This is a genomic window from Azospirillum sp. UENF 111221 (genome assembly GCF_058780625.1).
Map to the genome: position 1 here is coordinate 383204 of NZ_JBSNCH010000001.1, position 18828 is coordinate 402031.

The window sequence follows — 18828 nt, forward strand, 5'->3', positions numbered from 1 at the left end:
GGGATCACGACGCCATCGCCGCTGCTTCGATCAGCAGACTGACTCATCCCGAGCTGCAGCGGTGGAGTTCATATGGCGCAGTCCGCGGCCTAACGGGAGTGAACCCGAAAGATTTATTCGAGATACCGACAACGGGTTACTCAGTATGCATAATATGAAGCAAGGCCGGATGTCGCCCGCCCGGCCTTGCGGGCGGCCTATGACCGGCATGGCATTAGGGATGCCGGAGGGGCGGACTTAACCGTTCGGAAAGGCTTACAAGCCCACTCTGTCTTTGCCCTCCGGCATCGGTCTTTCCGCTGCCGTGCGAGGGCGAGGCGAGTGTTCCCGATCCTCGTGCGCGCCGGCCAACCCCCAGGCCGGCGCGTTTTTCTTGTTCGCCAAGGCAGCGATTCAAACCGCCGACCGTCCCCCTTGGGAACCAACCGTCAGCGGCGGTGTTGGGATCGGCATGGTGTGATTCCTCCCTGAACCGCCAATCCTAGTCGCCGCCGGGCGCCGCCGCGACATCACGCGGGTGGCGCCGGCGGCGAATTTTTATCTGCCAAGATAACGGCCATGTCGCCGCCTCGCTTCTGTCAATCGGGGACTTTCACAAGCCGGCGCTTGCAACGCGTTTAATCCAACGTTAAGGACATCGGCACACGGTTGGGGCATGGCGTCTTTGGGCGCGCCCTCCGTTTCAAGGCCGGCGGACCTGTGCCGGCCGGGGTATCGCGTGGGCTGCCGCATCGGGTCCGGGTTTGTGCATGGAAGACCAAGAGTTGGATCGGTCCCTGATGGACGGCATTCCGCCGGATGAGCTGGCCGACTTCGCCCGGTGGCGGGAGCGCGTGCGCGGCACGAACATTTCCGAAAAGACGCTGCTGGCGACCGACTATCTCAATCACTTCAACGAAATCGTGATGCTGATCGAGATGATCCCGGACATGCCGGACATGCTGGAGGAATGCCGCATCTGGCAGCCCAAGAGCTATGCCGAGCATTTCCGCGACAGCGGCTTCTCCGACAAGGAGCTGGCGATCGAGGCCTACGGCCATGTGCCGTCCAAGTTCCTCCGCCCTTTCGAGGACACCATCGCCCAGGCCCATCAGGTGATCGCCCACACGCTGGAGCGGATCGGCACCGACATCGACAGCGGCGATCCCGACAAGCTGCGGGTGGACTGCCAGACCTCCGTCGCGATGATCCACCGCATCATCCAGATCGCCAACGGCATCATCCACGGCACCGCCCATGTGATGGAGCAGGGCGAGATCGATCTTTACCTGCAGAACGGCTGACGATCGGTACGCCGACCCGTACTTTCGTTCCAAATCATGCGTCTTACCAACGAAAAACTGGCCTTTTCAGTCACTTGCCCCGGCACGAATGGCGATTGATGGTGCACCCACCATTCGTTCGTTGCATGGCTCACTTGCTCCCCCTGGCACTATAGTCGGATCATAAAAGATAAGACGGAGGCGTGTTCATGCGTCCTCTGCGGGGGGAGATGGAGCATTGCCCATGAAGGGATGCGCATTCGCGCCGGCCGATGGCATGGCCGTGTCTGAACCGCGCGTGTGGCGGCCGGGTCCGCCCACCGATCACGCCGGCCCCATTCTTCCCGTCCTGCAACGGGGGGAGATGACGCAGCGCATGACGCCATCCGGACATTTGGACAGCTTCACCCGTGACCGGCTGCCGGCACCGTCACAGCGCCCCGACCTGATTCTCGACCGTCCGGAACTCCAGTATCCGCAGCGCCTCAACGCGGTCTCCGTCCTGATCGACGGCTGGCGCGAGCGCGGCTGGGACGGCCGCCCCTGCCTGATCGGCGGCGACGGCGAGGTCTGGAGCTATGGCCGGATGCGCGACACCGTCGACCGCATCGCCCGCGTGCTGACCGAGGATTACGGGCTGGTCACCGGCAACCGCGTCCTGCTGCGCGGCCCCAACACGCCGATGCTGGCCGCCTGCTGGCTGGCGGTGATCAAGGCCGGCGGGGTGCTGGTGCCGACCATGCCGCTGCTGCGCGCGCCCGAGCTGGCCGACGTGCTGAAGCGCGCCTCCATCGACATGGCGCTGTGCGACACGCATTTCCTCGACGATCTGGAAGAGGCGGCGCTGCCCTCGCTGCGCATCGTCGGCTTCCGCGACGGCGAGCTGGAACACCGCATCGCCACCAAGCCGCCCGGCTTCGAGGCCGCCGACACGGCGCAGGACGACGTGGCGCTGATCGCCTTCACCTCCGGCACCACCGGCACGCCGAAGGCCGCCGCCCATCTGCACCGCCATCTGCTGGCGATTTCCGACCTGTCGCCGCGCTCCGTGCTGGGGACGACGGCCGAGGATGTGTTCTGCGGCTCGCCGACGCTGGCCTTCGCCTACGGGCTGGGCGGGCTGCTGCTGTTCCCGCTGCGCATCGGCGCCTCGGTGATCCTGCTGGAGCGCGGGACCGCCGACCGGCTGATCGAGGCTGCCACCCGCCACAAGGCGACGGTGATGTTCACCGTGCCGACCGTCTATCGCGGCATGATCGGCCGCATGGCCGCCGACCCGGCGCTGGCGAAGGGGCTGTCCGGCCTGCGCCTCTGCATCTCGGCCGGAGAGCCGCTGCCGCAGCAGACCTTCGAGGGCTGGCGCGACGCCACCGGGCTTGAAATCCTCGACAGCCTGGGCACCACCGAGCTGCTGAACGCCGTGCTGCATGCCGTGCCCGGCAATGTGCGCCCGGGCTCCACCGGCAAGCCGGTGCCGGGCTATGAGGCGATGGTGGTGGACGACCAGTTCCGCCGGCTTCCCCCGGTCAGGTCGGCCGGCTGGCGGTGCGCGGGGCGACCGGCTGCCTCTATCTCGACGACCCGCGCCAGGAAAGCTATGTCCAGCAGGGCTGGAACCTGACCGGCGACGCCTTCCACGTCGATGAGGACGGCTTCTTCTGGTACCACGCCCGCACCGACGACCTGATCGTCTCGGCCGGCTACAAGATCTCCGGGCTGGAGGTCGAGAACATCCTGCTGAGCCACGACGCGGTGCAGGAATGCGCGGTGATCGCCGCGCCCGATCCGGTGCGCGGCACCATCCCCAAGGCCTTCGTCGTGCTGCGCGACGATGTCCGCCCCGACGAGCGTCTGGCGGAGGAGCTGCAAAGCTTCGTCAAGGACCACATCGCGCCCTACAAGTACCCCCGCGCGGTGGAGTTCCTCGACGCCCTGCCGCGGACGGAGACCGGCAAGGTCCAGCGCTTCAAGCTGCGCCGCCGCGCCTGGCAGCCGGACGAGGCGGAGTAGCGCTCCTAGCGGGAGAAGCCGGCGAAGCGGGTCAGCCGGATGTTGCGCGCCTCCAGCAGGGCGGCGAACTCCGGCCCGCGCAGATAGTCATATTCGGCGCGCCGCGGTTCGACCAGCGTGTCGACGCGGCGCAGCTCATCGTCGGGCAGGCCGGGGTGCACCATCACCAGCGTCCGGCCGCCGATCCCGTCCAGAAAACGGGACATCAGCTCGGCGAAGGGGTGGCTGCCGGCAAAGTCGTAGACTCCGGCGAAGCGGTCGTTGGCCGGGATGCCGCGGTCCCGCACCATGCGCCTCAGCCCGCCGCCCAGCCCGCCGATCAGCAGCGTCTTCGGCACCGCCACGCCCCGGCGCAATACCGCCGCCACCGGCTCGCCGCACAGGCGGACATAAGCGCCGGGCAAGGCGGCCAGCGCCTCCGCCACCGCATCGCGGACGACCGGCAACTGGTGGATGTGCTGGTGGCCGTCGATATAGTCGGGCGGCCCGCCCCAGGCGTCGGTGAAGGCGGCGATCTGGCGCGACAGTTCGTCACGGATCTCCGCCCGTGCCGCCGGCGCGTTCAGCCTCCCGCGATAGGCCCAGCCCATCAGCCGCCCCAGCGGCGGCAGCCGCCCGTCCGGCGCCAGCGTCGGCATCGGTCCCAGCGGCGGCTGGTCGGTCAGGGTGAAATGCAGCCCGACATCCGCCTTGCCCTTCAACTCGCGCAACGCATCCGCCCCGCTGCGCCAGTGCGGGCAGAGGCTCATGACCGAGGTGGCGGTCAGCCGTCCCCGGGCGATCAGGTCGCGGATGGAGGCGTTGACGCCGGGAGCCAGCCCGTAATCGTCGGCGCAGAGCAACAAGTGGGTGGGGGCGGTATCGGTCATGGCCGGACGGGTGCGGGTGGCGAAGGTCCGGCCAAGATGGGAGGGCGGCCCGTGGCGATCAAGCAATACCGGTCCGGCGATGCCGCTCAGGCCGCTTTGCCGGCTGGTTCCGCCGCCGGCTTGCGGGCCTGCAGGGTGGCGAGCATCACGCCGGGCAGCACCAGAAGCACGCCCATCAGATGGAAGCCCTGCAACGGCTCGGACAGCATCAGCCAGGAGGCCAGCGCCGCCCACAGCGGCGACACGTACAGCGCGGTGGAGGCGCGCGCCGCCCCCATCATCACGATGGTCTTCTGATAGGCCAGCAGAGCCAGAACCGAGGCGAACAGTGCCACCGCGACGATCGACAGGACGGTGGAGACGGTGACGGGGACCGGCCGCACCGCCACCGTCTCCCACGCATAGAAGGGCGCCAGCACCAGCACGCCGGCCAGCGCATTGGCGGCGAAGGCGGTGACCACCGGCAGGGGTGTGCCCGATTGCCGCAGCAGGATGGTGTAGACCGACCAGGACACCGCCCCGGTCAGCACCAGCAGGTCGCCGCCGTTGAAGGACAGGTGCCGCAAGGCCTCCAGATCGCCGCGGGTCAGGATCACCAGCACGCCGGCCATCGCCAGCAGGATGCCGAGGATCTGCCGCAGCCGGATGGCGTCGCCCAGCCAGACCGCGGCCAGCGCCAGGATCATCGCCGGGCTGGTGGTATAGATCAGGCTGGCGTTGGTGGCGCTGGTCCGCTCCAGCCCGTAATAGACGATGGCGCCCGAAATCCCCTGGCCCAGCACGCCCAGCAGCAGATAGCGCCGCCATTGCGCCCTCAATCGGTGGCGGTGGGCCAGCAGGCCCGGCAGGGCGAAGGGCAGCACGATCAGGAAGGCGATCAGCCAGCGCCAGAAGGCCAGCCCGATCGGCGGCACCACATGCGCCGCCGCCCGCCCGACCACCGGGTTGGAGGCCAGCAGTGCCGACCCGACGATGTAGAGGCTGTAGGCGGCCAGCGGTCCGGACCGCAGGGAGGACGGCAGAAGCGGAAAGGGCATGCCGGACCGGTATCCGAAAAATGGTTCCATCACAGGTGCAACCCAGCCTAGCATGGGGCTTGCCGCCGGACTTCACGGCGGGTGCGCATGGCAGCCGACCGCCTCCATCGGCTGCGCGCATTTCCCCGGCGACCCACCCGCATGGCCTGATTCGCAGGGGCATGAGGCTGCCGGTTCGGTCAACCGGATGGTTGGCTTTGCAACTGTTTCGTTTTCGGGGGCGAAAATGTATCCATACGGACGTATTGGCGCCACGAATTGTGCTCTGCGCCACGGTATAGCCACGTATGCATGTAGGCGTTGACAGGCGCCTTGGGCACGCGCCAAATGGCGGCGCTATTTCATAGGCGTTCTGGCAAATTTCCATACGCTCCAATCGGAATCGGGAGGCAAGACGAATGAAGCGCATCCTGCTGGGTGCCGGGCTTGGTATGGCCGCGGCGCTGGCGCTGTCGGCGCCGGCCCAGGCGGCGAAGACCCTTGTTTATTGCTCCGAGGGTAGCCCCGAAAACTTCAACCCCATGTTGAACACGACCGGCACCAGCTTCGACGTTGCTCTTCCGGTCTACAACAATCTCGTCCAGTTCGAGCATGGCGGCACCAAGGTCGTTCCCGGCCTGGCGGAATCCTGGACCATCTCCGACGACGGGCTGGTCTACACCTTCAAGCTGCGCGCCGGTGCCAAGTGGCACAGCGTCGGCGATTTCAAGCCGACCCGCGATGCCAACGCCGAAGACGTGATCTTCTCGTTCGAGCGCCAGTGGAAGCCGGATCATCCCTTCCACAAGATCTCCGGCGGCGCCTACGATTACTTCAACGACATGGCGATGCCCAAGTTGTTGAAGTCGATCGAGAAGGTCGACGACCTGACGGTCAAGTTCACGCTGAACGCGGTCGAGGCGCCGTTCCTGGCCAACCTCGCCATGCCGTTCGCCCCGATCATGTCGGCCGAATATGGCGCGATGCTGCTGAAGAAGGGCACGCCGGAGAAGCTGGACCAGGTTCCGGTCGGCACCGGTCCCTTCCAGTTCGTCGCCTACCAGAAGGACGCCGTCATCCGGTACAAGGCGTTCGAGCAGTATTGGGGCGGCAAGCAGCCGCTCGACAACCTCGTCTTCGCGATCACGCCCGATGCGGCGGTTCGTCTGGCCAAGCTGAAGGCCAACGAATGCCAGATCATGCCGTATCCGAATCCGGCCGACATCGACGGCATGAAGAAGGACACCTCCATCGTCGTCCAGGAGCAGGAAGGCCTGAACGTCGGTTACGTCTCCTTCAACGTGACGAAGAAGCCGTTCGACGACGTGCGGGTCCGCCGCGCCGTCAGCATGGCGCTCGACAAGAAGGCGACGGTCGCCGCGGTTTATCAGGCTGCCGGCGTCCCGGCCAAGAACCCGATCCCGCCGACCATGTGGTCGTACAACAACGCCATCGAGGATTATCCCTACGACGTCGAGCGCGCCAAGAAGCTGCTCGCCGACGCGGGCTATCCCAACGGCTTCGAGACCGACCTGTGGGCGATGCCGGTGCAGCGCCCGTACAACCCCAACGCCAAGCGCGTCGCCGAGATGATGCAGGCCGATCTGGCCAAGGTCGGCATCAAGGCGAAGATCGTGCAGTACGAGTGGGGTGAGTACCGCAAGCGGATGCAGCAGGGCGAGCACCAGATGGGCATGCTCGGCTGGACCGGCGACAACGGCGATCCGGACAACTTCCTCTACACCCTTCTGGGTTGCGAGGCTGCGCGTCCGGGCGGCAACAACCTGTCGAAGTGGTGCAACAAGGAGTTCGACGACCTCGTCGTCCAGGCCAAGCGCACCACCGACATCGCCGCGCGCACCAAGCTGTACGAGCAGGCGCAGGTCATCTTCAAGGAAGAGGCCCCGTGGTACACCATCGCCCATTCGGTGGTTTACATGGGCCTCGCCAAGAATGTCGTCGGCTACAAGATGGACCCGTTCGGCATCCATCGCTTCGAAGGCGTCGACCTGAAGTGATGCGTGACGCGCCCCTGCAAAAAGGGGGTGCGGCGCCGGGTGTACCGGGTTGGAGGCCTTGGGGTTCCGCGCCTCCAACCCTTTGAACAGAGTGGCATTCCCAACCCTGCGCAAGCGGGGAAGGGCCGGAGTGGGGGCAGGTGCCCCTGATGGAACGGGGCGTTGCCAAGTCAGCGCTCCGTTCCAGTTTTCACCGTAGTTTTAAAAAACGAGTACCCGTCGATGCTTCGCTTCATCCTGACGCGGGTAAGCTTGGTGATTCCGACTTTTCTCGGCATCACCTTTCTGACCTTCATCCTGATCCGGCTGGTTCCCGGCGACCCCATCGAGGTGCGCGTCGGCGAACGGGGTATCGCGCCCGAACGGCTGGCCGCCCTCCGCCATGAACTGGGTCTCGACCAATCGCTCTGGCAACAGTTCCTCGATTATGTCGGCAACGTGCTGTCCGGCGATTTCGGCCTGTCGCTGGTCACCCACAATTCGGTGCTGAGCGAATTCATCACCCTGTTCCCGGCGACGCTCGAACTGGCGCTCTGCGCCATGCTGTTCGCGACGCTGGTGGGCTTGCCGGCCGGCATCCTGGCGGCGGTCAAGCGCGGGTCGCTGTTCGACCATGGCGTGATGGGCGCCAGCCTGACCGGCTATTCCATGCCGATCTTCTGGTGGGGCCTGCTGCTGATCCTGTTCTTCTCGGTCGCGCTGGGCTGGACCCCGGTCTCGGGGCGCCTGGATCTGGTTTATTACGTGGAGCCGGTGACCGGCTTCATGCTGATCGACACGCTGATGGCCGGCGATTACGAGGCGTTCCGCTCGGCGTTGTCGCATCTGATCCTGCCGACCATCGTGCTGGGCACCGTGCCGCTGGCCGTGGTGGCGCGCATGACGCGCTCGGCCATGCTGGAGGTGCTGGGCGAGGATTACATCCGCACCGCCCGTGCCAAGGGCCTGGACAGCGGCCGGGTCATCGGCATGCATGCGCTGCGCAACGCGCTGATCCCGGTCGTGACCGTGATCGGCCTGCAGGTCGGCACGCTGCTGGGCGGCGCAATCCTGACCGAGACCATCTTCTCCTGGCCGGGCGTCGGCAAATGGCTGATCGAGTCGATCAACCGCCGCGACTATCCGGCCCTGCAGGGCGGCGTCCTGCTGATCGCCACCTCGGTGATCCTGGTCAATCTGCTGGTGGACGTGCTGTACGGCGTCCTCAACCCCCGCATCCGTCACGCGCGGTGAGGCCAATCCATGTCCGCTGAAACCTCGACCAACGCAGAATCCGCAGTCACAGTGTCGCGCCCGCCGCACCCGCTGACCGAGTTCTGGTATCACTTCAAGCAGAACAAGGGCGCGCTCGGCGGCCTGGTGGTGATCGCGCTGATCGCGCTGATCGCCATCTTCGCCGGCGTCATCGCCCCGCACCACCCCGACATCCAGTACCGCGACGCCATCCTGACCCCGCCGGTCTGGCAGGAGGGCGGGAGCTGGAGCTACATCCTGGGCACCGACGACATCGGCCGCGACATGATGTCCCGCCTGATGTACGGCGCGCGGCTGTCGATGATGATCGGCCTGATCGTCGTCACCCTGTCGCTGGCCGTCGGGCTGGGGCTGGGGCTGGTCGCCGGCTTCTTCGGCGGCATGGCCGACGTGCTGATCATGCGCGCCATGGACATCCTGTTGGCGCTGCCGTCGCTGCTGCTGGCAGTGGTGGTGGCCGCCATCCTCGGGCCGGGGCTGGTGAACGCCATGCTGGCGGTGTCGGTGGTGGTGATCCCGCACTATGCCCGCCTGACCCGCGCCGCCGTGCTGGCCGAGGTGAACAAGGACTATGTCGTCGCCTCACGCGTCGCCGGGGCCGGGCCGCTGCGCCTGATGCTGATCGTGGTTCTGCCCAACTGCGTCGCTCCGCTGATCGTGCAGGCGACGCTGGGCTTCTCCACCGCCATCCTGGACGCCGCGGCGCTGGGCTTCCTCGGCCTCGGCGCGCAGCCGCCGACGCCGGAATGGGGCACCATGCTGGCCTCCTCGCTGCAGTTCCTCCAGCGCGCCCCCTGGGTCGTGACCTGGCCCGGCATCGCCATCCTGGTGACGGTGCTGGCCTTCAATCTGTTGGGCGACGGTCTTCGCGACGCGCTCGACCCCAAGCTGAAGCGTTGACCTCATGCCTCTTCTCGACATCAAGAACCTGTCGGTCGAGTTCACCACCCGCGCCGGCACCTTCCGCGCGGTGGATGGCATCGACCTGACCGTGGACGAAGGCGAGGTCGTCGGCATCGTCGGCGAATCCGGCTCCGGCAAGTCCGTCACCTCTCTCGCGGTGATGGGGCTGCTCGGCTCCAACGGCCGCGTCGTCGCCGACCGGATGATGTTCGGCGGCCGCGACCTGCTGACCATGCCCGCCGCCCAGCGCCGGAAGATCACCGGCAAGGACGTCGCCATGGTCTTCCAGGAGCCGATGACCAGCCTGAACCCCTGCTTCACCGTCGGTTTCCAGATCATGGAGACCCTGCGGGTGCATGAGGGGCTGTCCGGCAAGGCGCTGCGCAACCGCGCCATCGCGCTGCTGGAGCAGGTCGGCATCCCCGCGCCGGAGACACGCCTGTCGGCCTTCCCGCACCAGCTGTCGGGCGGCATGAACCAGCGCGTGATGATCGCCATCGCCATCGCCTGCAACCCGCGCCTGCTGGTGGCGGACGAGCCGACGACGGCGCTGGACGTCACCATCCAGAAGCAGATCCTCGACCTGCTGGTCCAGCTGCAGCGCGAACGCGGCATGGCGCTGATCCTGATCACCCATGACATGGGCGTGGTGGCGGAGACGGCCCAGCGCGTCGTCGTCATGTATGCCGGCCAGGTGGCGGAGACGAGGCCCGTCCAGTCCCTGTTCGAGCGGCCGCGCCATCCCTACACCGGCGCCCTGCTGGACGCGCTGCCGGAGCGGGCGCTCGGCAAGCGCCGTCTGCCGACGATTCCCGGCATGGTGCCGGGCATCGCCGACCGGCCGGCCGGCTGCCTGTTCAGCCCGCGCTGCCGCTTCGCCGACGCGCGCTGCCGGGCCGAGCGCCCGGCGCTGTTCGATGTGGACGACGGGCGCGCGCGCTGTTTCTACCCGCTGCCGGACGGCCATCCCGCCGCCGGGGAGGCGCTGTGATGACCATCCGGACCGAAACCCAGAACGAACCCCATATCTTCGAGGCCTCGGCCGGCAATTCGGTCGTGCTGGAGGCCCGCGACCTTCGCAAGCACTATGCGGTCAAGCGCGGCGCCTTCAAGCCGATGGCGACGGTGAAGGCTCTGGACGGCGTGTCCTTCCGCCTCCAGGCCGGCAAGACGCTGGCGGTGGTCGGCGAATCGGGCTGCGGCAAGTCGACGCTGGCCCGCTCCGTCACCATGATCGAGCCGCCGACCTCCGGCGAACTACATTATGACGGCCGCGACGTGGTCGGGCGCAGTGCCGCGGAGATGAAGGAGCTGCGCCGCACGGTGCAGATGGTCTTCCAGAATCCCTACGGCTCGCTGAACCCGCGCAAGACGGTCGGCTCCATCCTGACCGAGCCGCTGGTCATCAACACCGCCATGGACAAGCACGAGCGGCGCGACCGCGCGGTGGCCATGATGGGGAAGGTGGGCCTGCGCCCCGATCAGGTCGACCGCTATCCGCACATGTTCTCCGGCGGCCAGCGCCAGCGCATCGCCATCGCCCGCGCCCTGATGCTGAATCCGCGCGTCGTCGTCGCCGACGAGCCGGTGTCGGCGCTCGACGTGTCGATCCAGGCGCAGGTGCTGAACCTGATGATGGATTTGCAGGAAGAGCTGAACCTCGCCTACCTGTTCATCTCCCACGATCTCAGCGTGGTGCGGCACATCGCCAACTCGCTGATGGTGATGTATCTGGGCAAGCCGGTGGAGCATGGCGCCAAGGACGTGGTGTTCACCCGTCCGCGCCATCCCTACACCCGCATCCTGCTGGCGGCGACGCCGCGGGTGAACCCGGATCTCCGCCTCGACCGGGTGGTGCCGAAGGGCGAACTGCCGTCGCCGCTGAACCCGCCGCCGGGCTGCGCCTTCCACAAGCGCTGCCCCTTCGCCACCGAGCGCTGTTCGGCGGAGGTTCCGCCGCTGCGCCCCGTCGATGAGCGGCTGGTGGCCTGTCACTACGCCGAAAAGATGGACTGACCGGCGGCAGGACACGTGCCCTTTCGGTCTGCCCTGACGATGAGCCCGGCCCCCCTTGCGGCGGCCGGGCTATCTTTGCTCCACTGAAGCGGCCTCCCTGCGATGGAGTCCGCATCATGGCCCTTCGCCGCCTTGCCGCCTTCTGCCTGCCGCTCCTCCTTGCCCTTGCCGATCCAGCCGCTGCGGCCAGCGTCGACTGTGCCCGGGCCCGCGCCGGAACAGGGGCGGCGGAGGGAAAGCCGATCTGTTCGACACCGGCGCTCGGCGCACGGCTGCGCATGGTTCCGCAGACCGAAGGGCAGCCGGGCAGCCGCCTCCATATCTGGGCCGAGCGGCCGGAGATCGCCGATCCGGCCACGCCCGGAGCCGCGTTCTTCAATGAGACGGTGCGCCGTTTCGTCGAGGGCGAAGTCCGCTCGTTCCGCGAAAGCTCGGCCGATCTGCCGGAGGGGATCGAGGCGGAGCTGGTCCTGACCGCCGATGTCCACGTCGTCGCCCCCGGTCTGCTGTCGGTCCAGTTCCTGGGTGAAGGGGTGCAGGGCAACGGCTTCCGCTACGCGGCGGCGCTGACGGTCGATCTTGTGCGCGAGCAGGTGCCGACACCGGCGCAGATGTTCGGCACCGCCTCCTGGCCGGCGACTGCGATTTCCGCCTGCCGGGCGGCGCTCGGCCCCGATCTGGCGGCGGAGTGCGACGGCCCCGACCTGACGGATCCGCGCAGCTGGCGGTTCGAGCCGGACCGGGCGGTGGCGACCCTGTTGCTGCCGGGCAAGGAGTTGCGGGAAATCGCCCTGCCGTTCCATCTGCCCGTCCGGTGAAATGCCCATCACTGAAACAGAGGGGGCAAAGCGGCTGTTGAGTGCGGCGGCCGTCTTCTTTACGGTTGGCCCGATTCGTTTCTCAGCAGTCCTATCAGGGAGAGTGCCGCCATGCCGTCGTTCGACATCGTGTCCGAGACGGACGTCCACGAGATCGACAACGCTCTCGCCGGCGTCCGCCGCGAGATCGAAACCCGGTTCGACTTCAAGGGCTCCAAATGCACGGTGGAGCGGACCGAGAACGAGATCGTTCTGCTGGCCGACGACGCGCCGAAGCTGGCGCAGATGCAGGAACTGCTGCGCGTCTATGTGACCCGCCGCAAGCTCGACGCCGCGGCGCTGGACTTCACCGCGCAGCCGCAGCGCGCCGCGGGTGATGCCCTGCGCCACACCGTGACGATCAAGCAGGGGATCGCGCAGGATCTGGCGAAGACCATCGTCAAAGGGATCAAGGACAGCAAGATGAAGGTCCAGGTCTCGATCCAGGGCGACGAGCTGCGGGTGACGGGCAAGAAGCGCGACGACCTGCAGGACGCCATCGCCGTGGTCAAGCGGATGGGCATCGAGCAGCCCTTGCAGTACCAGAACTTCCGCGACTGACCTCCAGCCGGCTTGGTCCCGGCCCGGTTCGGCCCGACCCGGCAAGGCGAGGCAAGCCTTGCCGGGCGGCTGGGAATCTTCTGCCGGGTGGCTGGGAAATTTTTGCCGGTCAAATCGTCGCAGGGGCGGCGCCGGCCCTTGTGAATCGCCGGTTGTGGTGATGGCGTGATTTTTGCGTGTGTCCCTGCGGTTCGCCACAAACCGCCGGGGATGGTCCCATGTCGATGATGGCCAACAGCGAGGCCACGCAAGCCATGCGCATCAGGGCGGAAGACGTCCTGGAGCGCAAAGGGACGTCCGCGTCCCGGCAGGCGGGTGCGCTGGCCGGCCAGTTCGCGGCGATGCTGGAAACCCTGAACGGGGTCGGGGAGGGCGACGCCTCCGGTGCCGGTGGCACGGGAGTGGTGGCGAACGCCCAGCCCTCCGTCCGCCTCGGCGTCGGTGCTGTCACCCTGTTCGCGCAGGAGGACGGGCAGGGCGGGGCCGGCATGGCCGCCTCATCCCCGGTGCCCGACCCGCAGGACCCCGCGACCGCGATGCAGGTGGTGGAAAGCGCCATCCAGACCGGCAATGGGGCCAATTTCCGCTGGCTCACTACCCTGCTGACCCAGAACTCCGCAGCCTGATTCCTGCTGCCTGATTTCTGCGGCCAGTACTCTGCGGCCAGATTTCTCCGGCCTGAGTCCGGCCGCGTCGAGAAATCTCCGTTCAGAACCCCCGGCCGAACTCGGCCCAAGACATCGCGACGTCCGGCGACTCCGGCTTGCGCTTGCCGCCGCCATGGCGGGTGCGGAAACCGGCGAACAGATCCGGCAGGGCGATCTGCGGGAATGCCGCGGGACAATAGACTCCCGCAGGGGCGAAGCCGGCGGGAGCCAGAGCGGCGGAACCGGCGAACAGGCGGGTCAGGATGCTGGACATCGTGCGATTTCCCCTGGCTGCGGCTCAGCTCGTCAGCGCCGGTGAACATGGACCGATGATGCGCCTCTCTCTGCACCGCAACAAGATATTATGTATACCAGATACCGTATTTCAAATATGTGTGCGCCGCATGGCTCTGCCTTGACAGTTCTGTTCGCAAGGCAAGCAATCGGTGCATGTCTGCTGCCGTGAAAAAGCGAGACTTTTCAACGCATTCCACGATGTGGAAAAGAATAACGCATTCGGTATCCGGTATTTGGAATACGGATTGTTGAGGCGCACAGTCATGTCCGAACGGCGCAGGACGCGGTGCGATGCGGGTGGCCCGCCACAGCGGACAGCCACACCCCGCCGGTCCTGCGCCCCCACGCTCAATGGGACTTTGGGGCATGACCACAGAGACGACCGAAGACCGCGGTCTTCTGCACAACAAATGGTTCCAGCTCAGCGTCGGCCTGCTGTGCATGGCGATGATCGCGAACCTGCAATATGGCTGGACGCTGTTCGTCGATCCCATCGATGCCAAGCATGGCTGGGGACGCGCGGCCATCCAGATCGCCTTTTCCATCTTCGTCTTCACCGAAACCTGGCTGGTCCCGGTCGAGGGCTGGTTCGTCGACCGCTACGGCCCGCAGGTGGTGGTTCTGGTCGGCAGCCTGCTGGTCGGCGGCTCCTGGGTGATCGACAGCCAGGCCACGTCGCTGCCGATGCTCTACACCGCGGCGGTGATCTCCGGCATCGGCGCCGGCTGCGTCTATGGCACCTGCGTCGGCAATGCGCTGAAATGGTTCCCGCAACAGCGCGGCCTCGCCGCCGGCGTCACCGCCGCCGGCTTCGGCGCCGGTGCCGGCGCCACGGTCATTCCCATCGCCAACATGATCGCCAGCCAAGGCTACGAGCAGGCCTTCCTGGTCTTCGGCATCGGGCAGGGCGTGGTGATCTTCGTGCTGTCCTTCTTCCTGCGCAAGGCGCCGAAGTCGAGCGGCCCGGTGCGCAAGAGCGGGCTTGCCCAGACCAAGATCGACCATCCGCCGTCCCGCGTCATCCGCACCCCGGTCTTCTGGCTGCTCTACGTCATGTTCGTGATGGTGGCCTCCGGCGGACTGATGGCGGCGGCCCAGATCGCGCCGATCGCCCATGACTTCCACGTCGCCGATTCGCCGATCAACATGTTCGGCCTCGTCCTGCCGGCGCTGACGCTGGCGATCTCCATCGACCGCATCCTCGACGGCGCTGGCCGGCCCTTCTTCGGCTGGGTGTCCGACCGCATCGGCCGCGAGAACACCATGTTCATCGCCTTCGGCATCGCCGCACTCGCCATCATCCTGGTGACGCAGCTCGGCCGCAACCCGGTGATGTTCGTGATCTTCACGGCGATGTTCTTCTGCGTCTTCGGCGAGATCTACAGCCTGTTCCCGGCCACCGCCGGCGACACCTTCGGCTCGAAGTTCGCGGCGACCAACGCTGGCATGCTCTACACCGCCAAGGGCACGGCGGCGCTGCTGGTCCCGCTCAGCAGCATCATCGCCAGCCATTTCGGGTGGCACGCCGTGTTCTACATCGCCGCCAGCTTCAATCTGGTCGCCGCGGTGCTGGCGCTGTTCGTCCTAAAGCCACTGCGCGCGGCCTTCATCCAGGCCGACGACTACGGGCTTCAGGCGGCACCGGCCACCGCCGAGCGCTGAGGGCGGGTTCTCCTCAACGCCCCAGCTTCGCCCAGGCCGCCCAATCGTCGAGAGAGGTGCGGGCGGCCGCGACCAGGGCATCGGCAAAGGCTTCCTGCGCCCCGGCCTCCAAGGCCGGGGCGTCGCCATATCCGGCGCGCAGTCGCAGCCGCCGCAGCATGCCGCCCTCCTGCTGCACCACGCGCAGCCGGACCTTCTCGCCGAAGCGGCCGCGCATGACGGAGCGGAGGTCGCCCAGCCCGTCGATCAGCCCGAGCGCCAGCGCCCGGCGCCCGGCCCAGAAGGCACCGGAGAACAACTCCTCCTCCGGCCCGGTCAGGCGGGTGCCGCGACGGGCCCGCACCATCGCCTTGAACGCCTCGTGCACGTCGGCCTGGAGGGCCTTCAGATGGGCGACCCCGTCCTCCCGTTCCGGCGAGAAGGGGTCGAGCAGCACCTTCTTGTCGCCGGCGGTGTAGAGGCGCCGTTCGATGCCGTGGCGCTCGATCAGCCCATGCAGCCCGAAGCCGGACGACACCACGCCGATGGAGCCGACGATGGAGCTTTCGTCGGCCCAGATCTCGTCCGCCGCGCAGGCCAGCCAGTAGCCGCCCGAGGCGGCGGCATCCTCGCAGAAGGCGAAGACCGGCACCTTCTTCTCCTCGGCCAGATCGCGGATCCGCTTGGCGATCAGCGCCGACTGCACCGGCGACCCGCCCGGCGAGTTGACGACCAGCGCCACCGCCTTCTGGTCCTTGGGCGCGAAGGCGCGTTCCAGCAGCGGGGCGACGCCGGCCAGCGTCAGGCCGGAGCGCAAGGGGCCGCCCTGGCCGATGACCCCGGTCAGGCGGACGACGGACACCAGCGGCCCGGCCTTGCGCCAGGGGCCGAAGGGGAGTTTGGCGAGGAGGGATTTCAGGCTCATGCCGGCAGAGATGGGATTGAAGTCTCCCGATTGAAAGGCGCAGGTCCCGTTAAATTGGCCCCGCTAAATGGTGAGCGCTTCCGCGTCTCGCAGCACCCGCTCCGCCTCCGGGCTATAGCCGCCTTCGGCCCTGTGCACCGTCAGGCCGGCGGTCAGGCGGGCCGGCGCCCTGCCGCCCTTGCGCGCGACCAGCAGCAGCCGCTTGGCCTCCACCCCCGGCTTGGGCCACAGGGGCACCAGGACCAGGCTGCCGAAGCGGCCGCGCAGTGCCTGCAGGATGTCGTCGATCCGGTCGGCGCGGTGGACCATGGTCAGGGTGCCGCGCGGCTTCAGCATGCGGTTGGCGAAGCGCACCCAGTCGGCCAGTTGCGCCGTCCCTTCGACATTCGCGGCGGCCTTCCAGCCGTCGGGCGGGACGCTGGCGGCACCGGCCTTCAGATAGGGCGGGTTCATCATCACCCGGTCGAATCCGGCGCTGCCGAGCGCGTCCGGCGGTGCCAGCAGGTCGCCTTCCACCACCGTCACCCGCTCCGCGACACCGCTGAGCGCGGCATTGCGGCGGGCGAAGGCGCAGGCATCGGCCCGCTGTTCCAGCCCCACAACAGACACACCCGGCACCCGGACGGCGAGGCAGAGTGCCGCAGCCCCGGTGCCGGTGCCGACATCCAGCACCCGCTCGCCGTCGCCGGCGGCGGTGATGGCGGCGAGGAAGACCGGATCGATGGCGGCGCGATAGCCGCCGTCGGGCTGGAGCAGCCTGACCCGGCCGTTCAGCAGGAAATCCACGGGTAAAGCCACTGGCGCTTCGATGCTTTGTTCCGGAACCGGAAGGATCGTGCCGTTCACGCTTCGCCGGCCTCGCGCAGGATGCGGACGGCCTGTGCGGCGTCGTCCGTATCGACCATCAGCCGCCGCGGAATGGCACCGATGGACCCCTCGAGGATGCTGGTGTAGCTGTCCAGCACGATGGCCTCGATCCCGGCATCGGCAAGCAGGGCGACCAGCCAGGACAGGCGGACGGGATCGGTGGTGCGCAGCAGTTCGGTCATGGTTTCTCGAAAGGACGGGCGTCTCGAAATAACGGCCCCCTGCGGACTTGACCGAAGAGCCTAGGCCGTTATGCTCCCTAGCGCAAATTCTGGCGTCAATCATCCGTGGAGTCGACCTTGGCGGTCGTGACCAACTTCGAGCCGAAACGGCGCAAGTCTACCCCGCTCGACGACCTGACCGCTTTGGTGGCCGAGGACCTCAGCGCCGTCAACCAGATCATCCTCGACCGCATGCAGTCGCAGGTCGAGATGATTCCCCAGCTGGCCGGCTATCTGATCGCCGCCGGCGGCAAGCGCCTGCGTCCGGTGCTGACGCTGGCGGCCGCCAACCTGTGCGGCTACCAGGGCGAGCATCACCGGCTGTTGGCCGCGGTGGTGGAGTTCATCCACAGCGCGACCCTGCTGCACGACGACGTGGTCGACGAGAGCGACCTGCGCCGCGGCATGGCCTCGGCCAACGCGGTGTTCGGCAACAAGGCCAGCGTGCTGGTCGGCGATTTCCTGTTCTCCCGCGCCTTCGAGATGATGGTGGAGGTGCAGTCGCTCGACGTGCTGCGCATCCTGTCCGGTGCCTCCGCCATCATCGCCGAGGGCGAGGTGCTGCAGCTGCGCACCACCAACGACACCGAGACCAGCGAGCAGGCCTATCTCGAGGTCATCAAGGGCAAGACGGCGGAGCTGTTCGCCGCCGCCTGCCGCGTCGGCGCCGTCGTCGCCAACCGCCCGCAGGCGGAGGAGCTGGCGCTCTACGATTACGGCATGAATCTCGGCATCGCCTTCCAGCTGGTCGACGACGTGCTGGATTATTCGGCCCTGCAGGCGAAGCTCGGCAAGACGGTCGGCGACGATTTCCGCGAGGGCAAGATCACCCTGCCGGTGGTGCTGGCCTTCCGTCGCGGCAATGACGAGGAACGCGCCTTCTGGCGCCGGGTGATGGAGGAGCTGGACCAGAAGGACGGCGACCTCGAACATGCCCAGGCGCTGATGGCCCGCCACAATGCCCTGAAGGACACGGTGGAGCGTGCGCGCCATTACGGCTCCATCGCCCGCGACAGCCTGGGGCTGTTCGCCGACGGGCCGGTCAAGCAGGCGCTGATGGAAGTCATTGATTTCGTGATCGATCGCGATTTCTGACAAGGCTGCGGCGAGGGTGGATCGACGGTCCTGATCTTTTTGACGATGATGCATTTTTTGCGTTGCGCACCCGGTCCGGACCGTTTATACACCCGCTCCACCGACGGACGGCGCACTCCACAGTGACAGGCCGGCGGTGACAGGACCGGAGAGTAGCTCAGCCTGGTAGAGCACTGCTTTCGGGAGGCAGGGGCCGGAGGTTCGAATCCTCTCTCTCCGACCATAAGGACAAGGGCTTCCGGAGAAATCCGGGAGCCCTTCGTCGTTTCAGGGCCATTGTTTCAGGGCTGCGGTCCGGTGGGGCGGAACAGCCGGAAAAAATGCCCCTACAAAACAGCATGGCAAAAATGCAGCGCGCAGGCTGTGACT

At 67.1% G+C, this 18828-nt stretch carries 19 protein-coding genes and 1 tRNA gene; 14 read left to right on the top strand and 6 right to left on the bottom strand.

Annotation, left to right across the window (positions count from 1 at the left end; translation table 11 throughout):
* Positions 1 to 779 precede the first annotated feature (779 nt).
* The 3 genes from ACWPN3_RS01665 to ACWPN3_RS01675 all read left to right on the top strand — a co-directional run bounded on the left by ACWPN3_RS01665 (position 780) and on the right by ACWPN3_RS01675 (position 3272).
* Positions 780 to 1283, top strand: coding sequence for a hypothetical protein (locus ACWPN3_RS01665; protein WP_109449707.1), 504 nt, complete (start codon positions 780 to 782; stop codon positions 1281 to 1283).
* Positions 1284 to 1638: 355 nt separating this feature from the next.
* The gene (locus ACWPN3_RS01670; RefSeq protein ID WP_492242185.1) at positions 1639 to 2883 is read left to right on the top strand and encodes an AMP-binding protein; all 1245 of its coding nucleotides are present in this window, start codon (positions 1639 to 1641) and stop codon (positions 2881 to 2883) included.
* A complete protein-coding gene (locus ACWPN3_RS01675) occupies positions 2808 to 3272 on the top strand; it encodes an AMP-binding enzyme (RefSeq protein WP_492242184.1) in 465 nt (154 codons plus the stop codon). Before ACWPN3_RS01670 ends, ACWPN3_RS01675 begins: the two co-directional genes overlap by 76 nt.
* Positions 3273 to 3277: 5 nt before the next feature.
* Here the strand turns inward: ACWPN3_RS01675 and ACWPN3_RS01680 are convergent, their stop codons facing one another.
* Positions 3278 to 4141: a ChbG/HpnK family deacetylase gene (locus ACWPN3_RS01680; protein ID WP_492242183.1), complete on the bottom strand. Its 864-nt coding sequence runs from the start codon at positions 4139 to 4141 to the stop codon at positions 3278 to 3280.
* 86 nt (positions 4142 to 4227) lie between these two features.
* On the bottom strand, positions 4228 to 5178 hold the full coding sequence (locus ACWPN3_RS01685; protein WP_492242182.1) for a DMT family transporter: 951 nt from the start codon (positions 5176 to 5178) through the stop codon (positions 4228 to 4230).
* A gap of 398 nt (positions 5179 to 5576) precedes the next feature.
* Between ACWPN3_RS01685 and ACWPN3_RS01690 the strand changes: the two genes are divergently transcribed.
* From ACWPN3_RS01690 to ACWPN3_RS01725, 8 genes are all read left to right on the top strand, one after another.
* Positions 5577 to 7175 carry an ABC transporter substrate-binding protein gene (locus ACWPN3_RS01690; RefSeq protein ID WP_109449711.1) on the top strand — a complete coding sequence of 533 codons (1599 nt, stop codon included), beginning with the start codon at positions 5577 to 5579 and terminating at the stop codon, positions 7173 to 7175.
* Positions 7176 to 7397: 222 nt separating this feature from the next.
* The gene (locus ACWPN3_RS01695) at positions 7398 to 8408 is read left to right on the top strand and encodes an ABC transporter permease subunit (protein ID WP_109050116.1); all 1011 of its coding nucleotides are present in this window, start codon (positions 7398 to 7400) and stop codon (positions 8406 to 8408) included.
* 9 nt (positions 8409 to 8417) lie between these two features.
* Complete coding sequence (locus ACWPN3_RS01700; RefSeq protein WP_199237671.1) at positions 8418 to 9329, top strand: ABC transporter permease subunit; 912 nt, start codon at positions 8418 to 8420, stop codon at positions 9327 to 9329.
* A gap of 4 nt (positions 9330 to 9333) precedes the next feature.
* Positions 9334 to 10323: an ABC transporter ATP-binding protein gene (locus ACWPN3_RS01705; protein WP_098737512.1), complete on the top strand. Its 990-nt coding sequence runs from the start codon at positions 9334 to 9336 to the stop codon at positions 10321 to 10323.
* The gene (locus tag ACWPN3_RS01710) at positions 10323 to 11348 is read left to right on the top strand and encodes a peptide ABC transporter ATP-binding protein (protein ID WP_492242180.1); all 1026 of its coding nucleotides are present in this window, start codon (positions 10323 to 10325) and stop codon (positions 11346 to 11348) included. The genes ACWPN3_RS01705 and ACWPN3_RS01710 overlap by 1 nt, the downstream gene beginning before the upstream one ends.
* 116 nt (positions 11349 to 11464) lie before the next feature.
* Positions 11465 to 12166 carry a hypothetical protein gene (locus tag ACWPN3_RS01715; RefSeq protein WP_492242179.1) on the top strand — a complete coding sequence of 234 codons (702 nt, stop codon included), beginning with the start codon at positions 11465 to 11467 and terminating at the stop codon, positions 12164 to 12166.
* Positions 12167 to 12277: 111 nt separating this feature from the next.
* Complete coding sequence (locus tag ACWPN3_RS01720) at positions 12278 to 12766, top strand: YajQ family cyclic di-GMP-binding protein (protein WP_098737515.1); 489 nt, start codon at positions 12278 to 12280, stop codon at positions 12764 to 12766.
* Positions 12767 to 12984: 218 nt separating this feature from the next.
* The gene (locus tag ACWPN3_RS01725; protein WP_455183455.1) at positions 12985 to 13392 is read left to right on the top strand and encodes a hypothetical protein; all 408 of its coding nucleotides are present in this window, start codon (positions 12985 to 12987) and stop codon (positions 13390 to 13392) included.
* Positions 13393 to 13474: 82 nt separating this feature from the next.
* Here ACWPN3_RS01725 and ACWPN3_RS01730 read toward each other — a convergent pair whose 3' ends face one another.
* Positions 13475 to 13687, bottom strand: coding sequence for a hypothetical protein (locus tag ACWPN3_RS01730; protein WP_492242178.1), 213 nt, complete (start codon positions 13685 to 13687; stop codon positions 13475 to 13477).
* 389 nt (positions 13688 to 14076) lie between these two features.
* On the opposite strand from ACWPN3_RS01730, the gene oxlT reads away from it, so the two are divergent.
* The gene (gene oxlT / locus ACWPN3_RS01735; RefSeq protein ID WP_109449722.1) at positions 14077 to 15372 is read left to right on the top strand and encodes an oxalate/formate MFS antiporter; all 1296 of its coding nucleotides are present in this window, start codon (positions 14077 to 14079) and stop codon (positions 15370 to 15372) included.
* Between the two features lie 13 nt (positions 15373 to 15385).
* On the opposite strand, the gene ACWPN3_RS01740 is transcribed toward oxlT, so the two are convergent.
* The 3 genes from ACWPN3_RS01740 to ACWPN3_RS01750 all read right to left on the bottom strand — a co-directional run bounded on the left by ACWPN3_RS01740 (position 15386) and on the right by ACWPN3_RS01750 (position 17325).
* The gene (locus tag ACWPN3_RS01740) at positions 15386 to 16276 is read right to left on the bottom strand and encodes a S49 family peptidase (RefSeq protein WP_109449724.1); all 891 of its coding nucleotides are present in this window, start codon (positions 16274 to 16276) and stop codon (positions 15386 to 15388) included.
* 63 nt (positions 16277 to 16339) lie between these two features.
* Positions 16340 to 17074 carry a tRNA1(Val) (adenine(37)-N6)-methyltransferase gene (locus ACWPN3_RS01745; protein ID WP_492242176.1) on the bottom strand — a complete coding sequence of 245 codons (735 nt, stop codon included), beginning with the start codon at positions 17072 to 17074 and terminating at the stop codon, positions 16340 to 16342.
* A gap of 44 nt (positions 17075 to 17118) precedes the next feature.
* Positions 17119 to 17325 carry a putative signal transducing protein gene (locus tag ACWPN3_RS01750; RefSeq protein ID WP_109449728.1) on the bottom strand — a complete coding sequence of 69 codons (207 nt, stop codon included), beginning with the start codon at positions 17323 to 17325 and terminating at the stop codon, positions 17119 to 17121.
* Between the two features lie 117 nt (positions 17326 to 17442).
* On the opposite strand from ACWPN3_RS01750, the gene ACWPN3_RS01755 reads away from it, so the two are divergent.
* Complete coding sequence (locus ACWPN3_RS01755) at positions 17443 to 18459, top strand: polyprenyl synthetase family protein (RefSeq protein WP_492242175.1); 1017 nt, start codon at positions 17443 to 17445, stop codon at positions 18457 to 18459.
* A 146-nt stretch (positions 18460 to 18605) separates the two neighbouring features.
* A tRNA-Pro gene (locus ACWPN3_RS01760) sits at positions 18606 to 18682 on the top strand.
* The last annotated feature ends 146 nt before the right edge of the window (positions 18683 to 18828 follow it).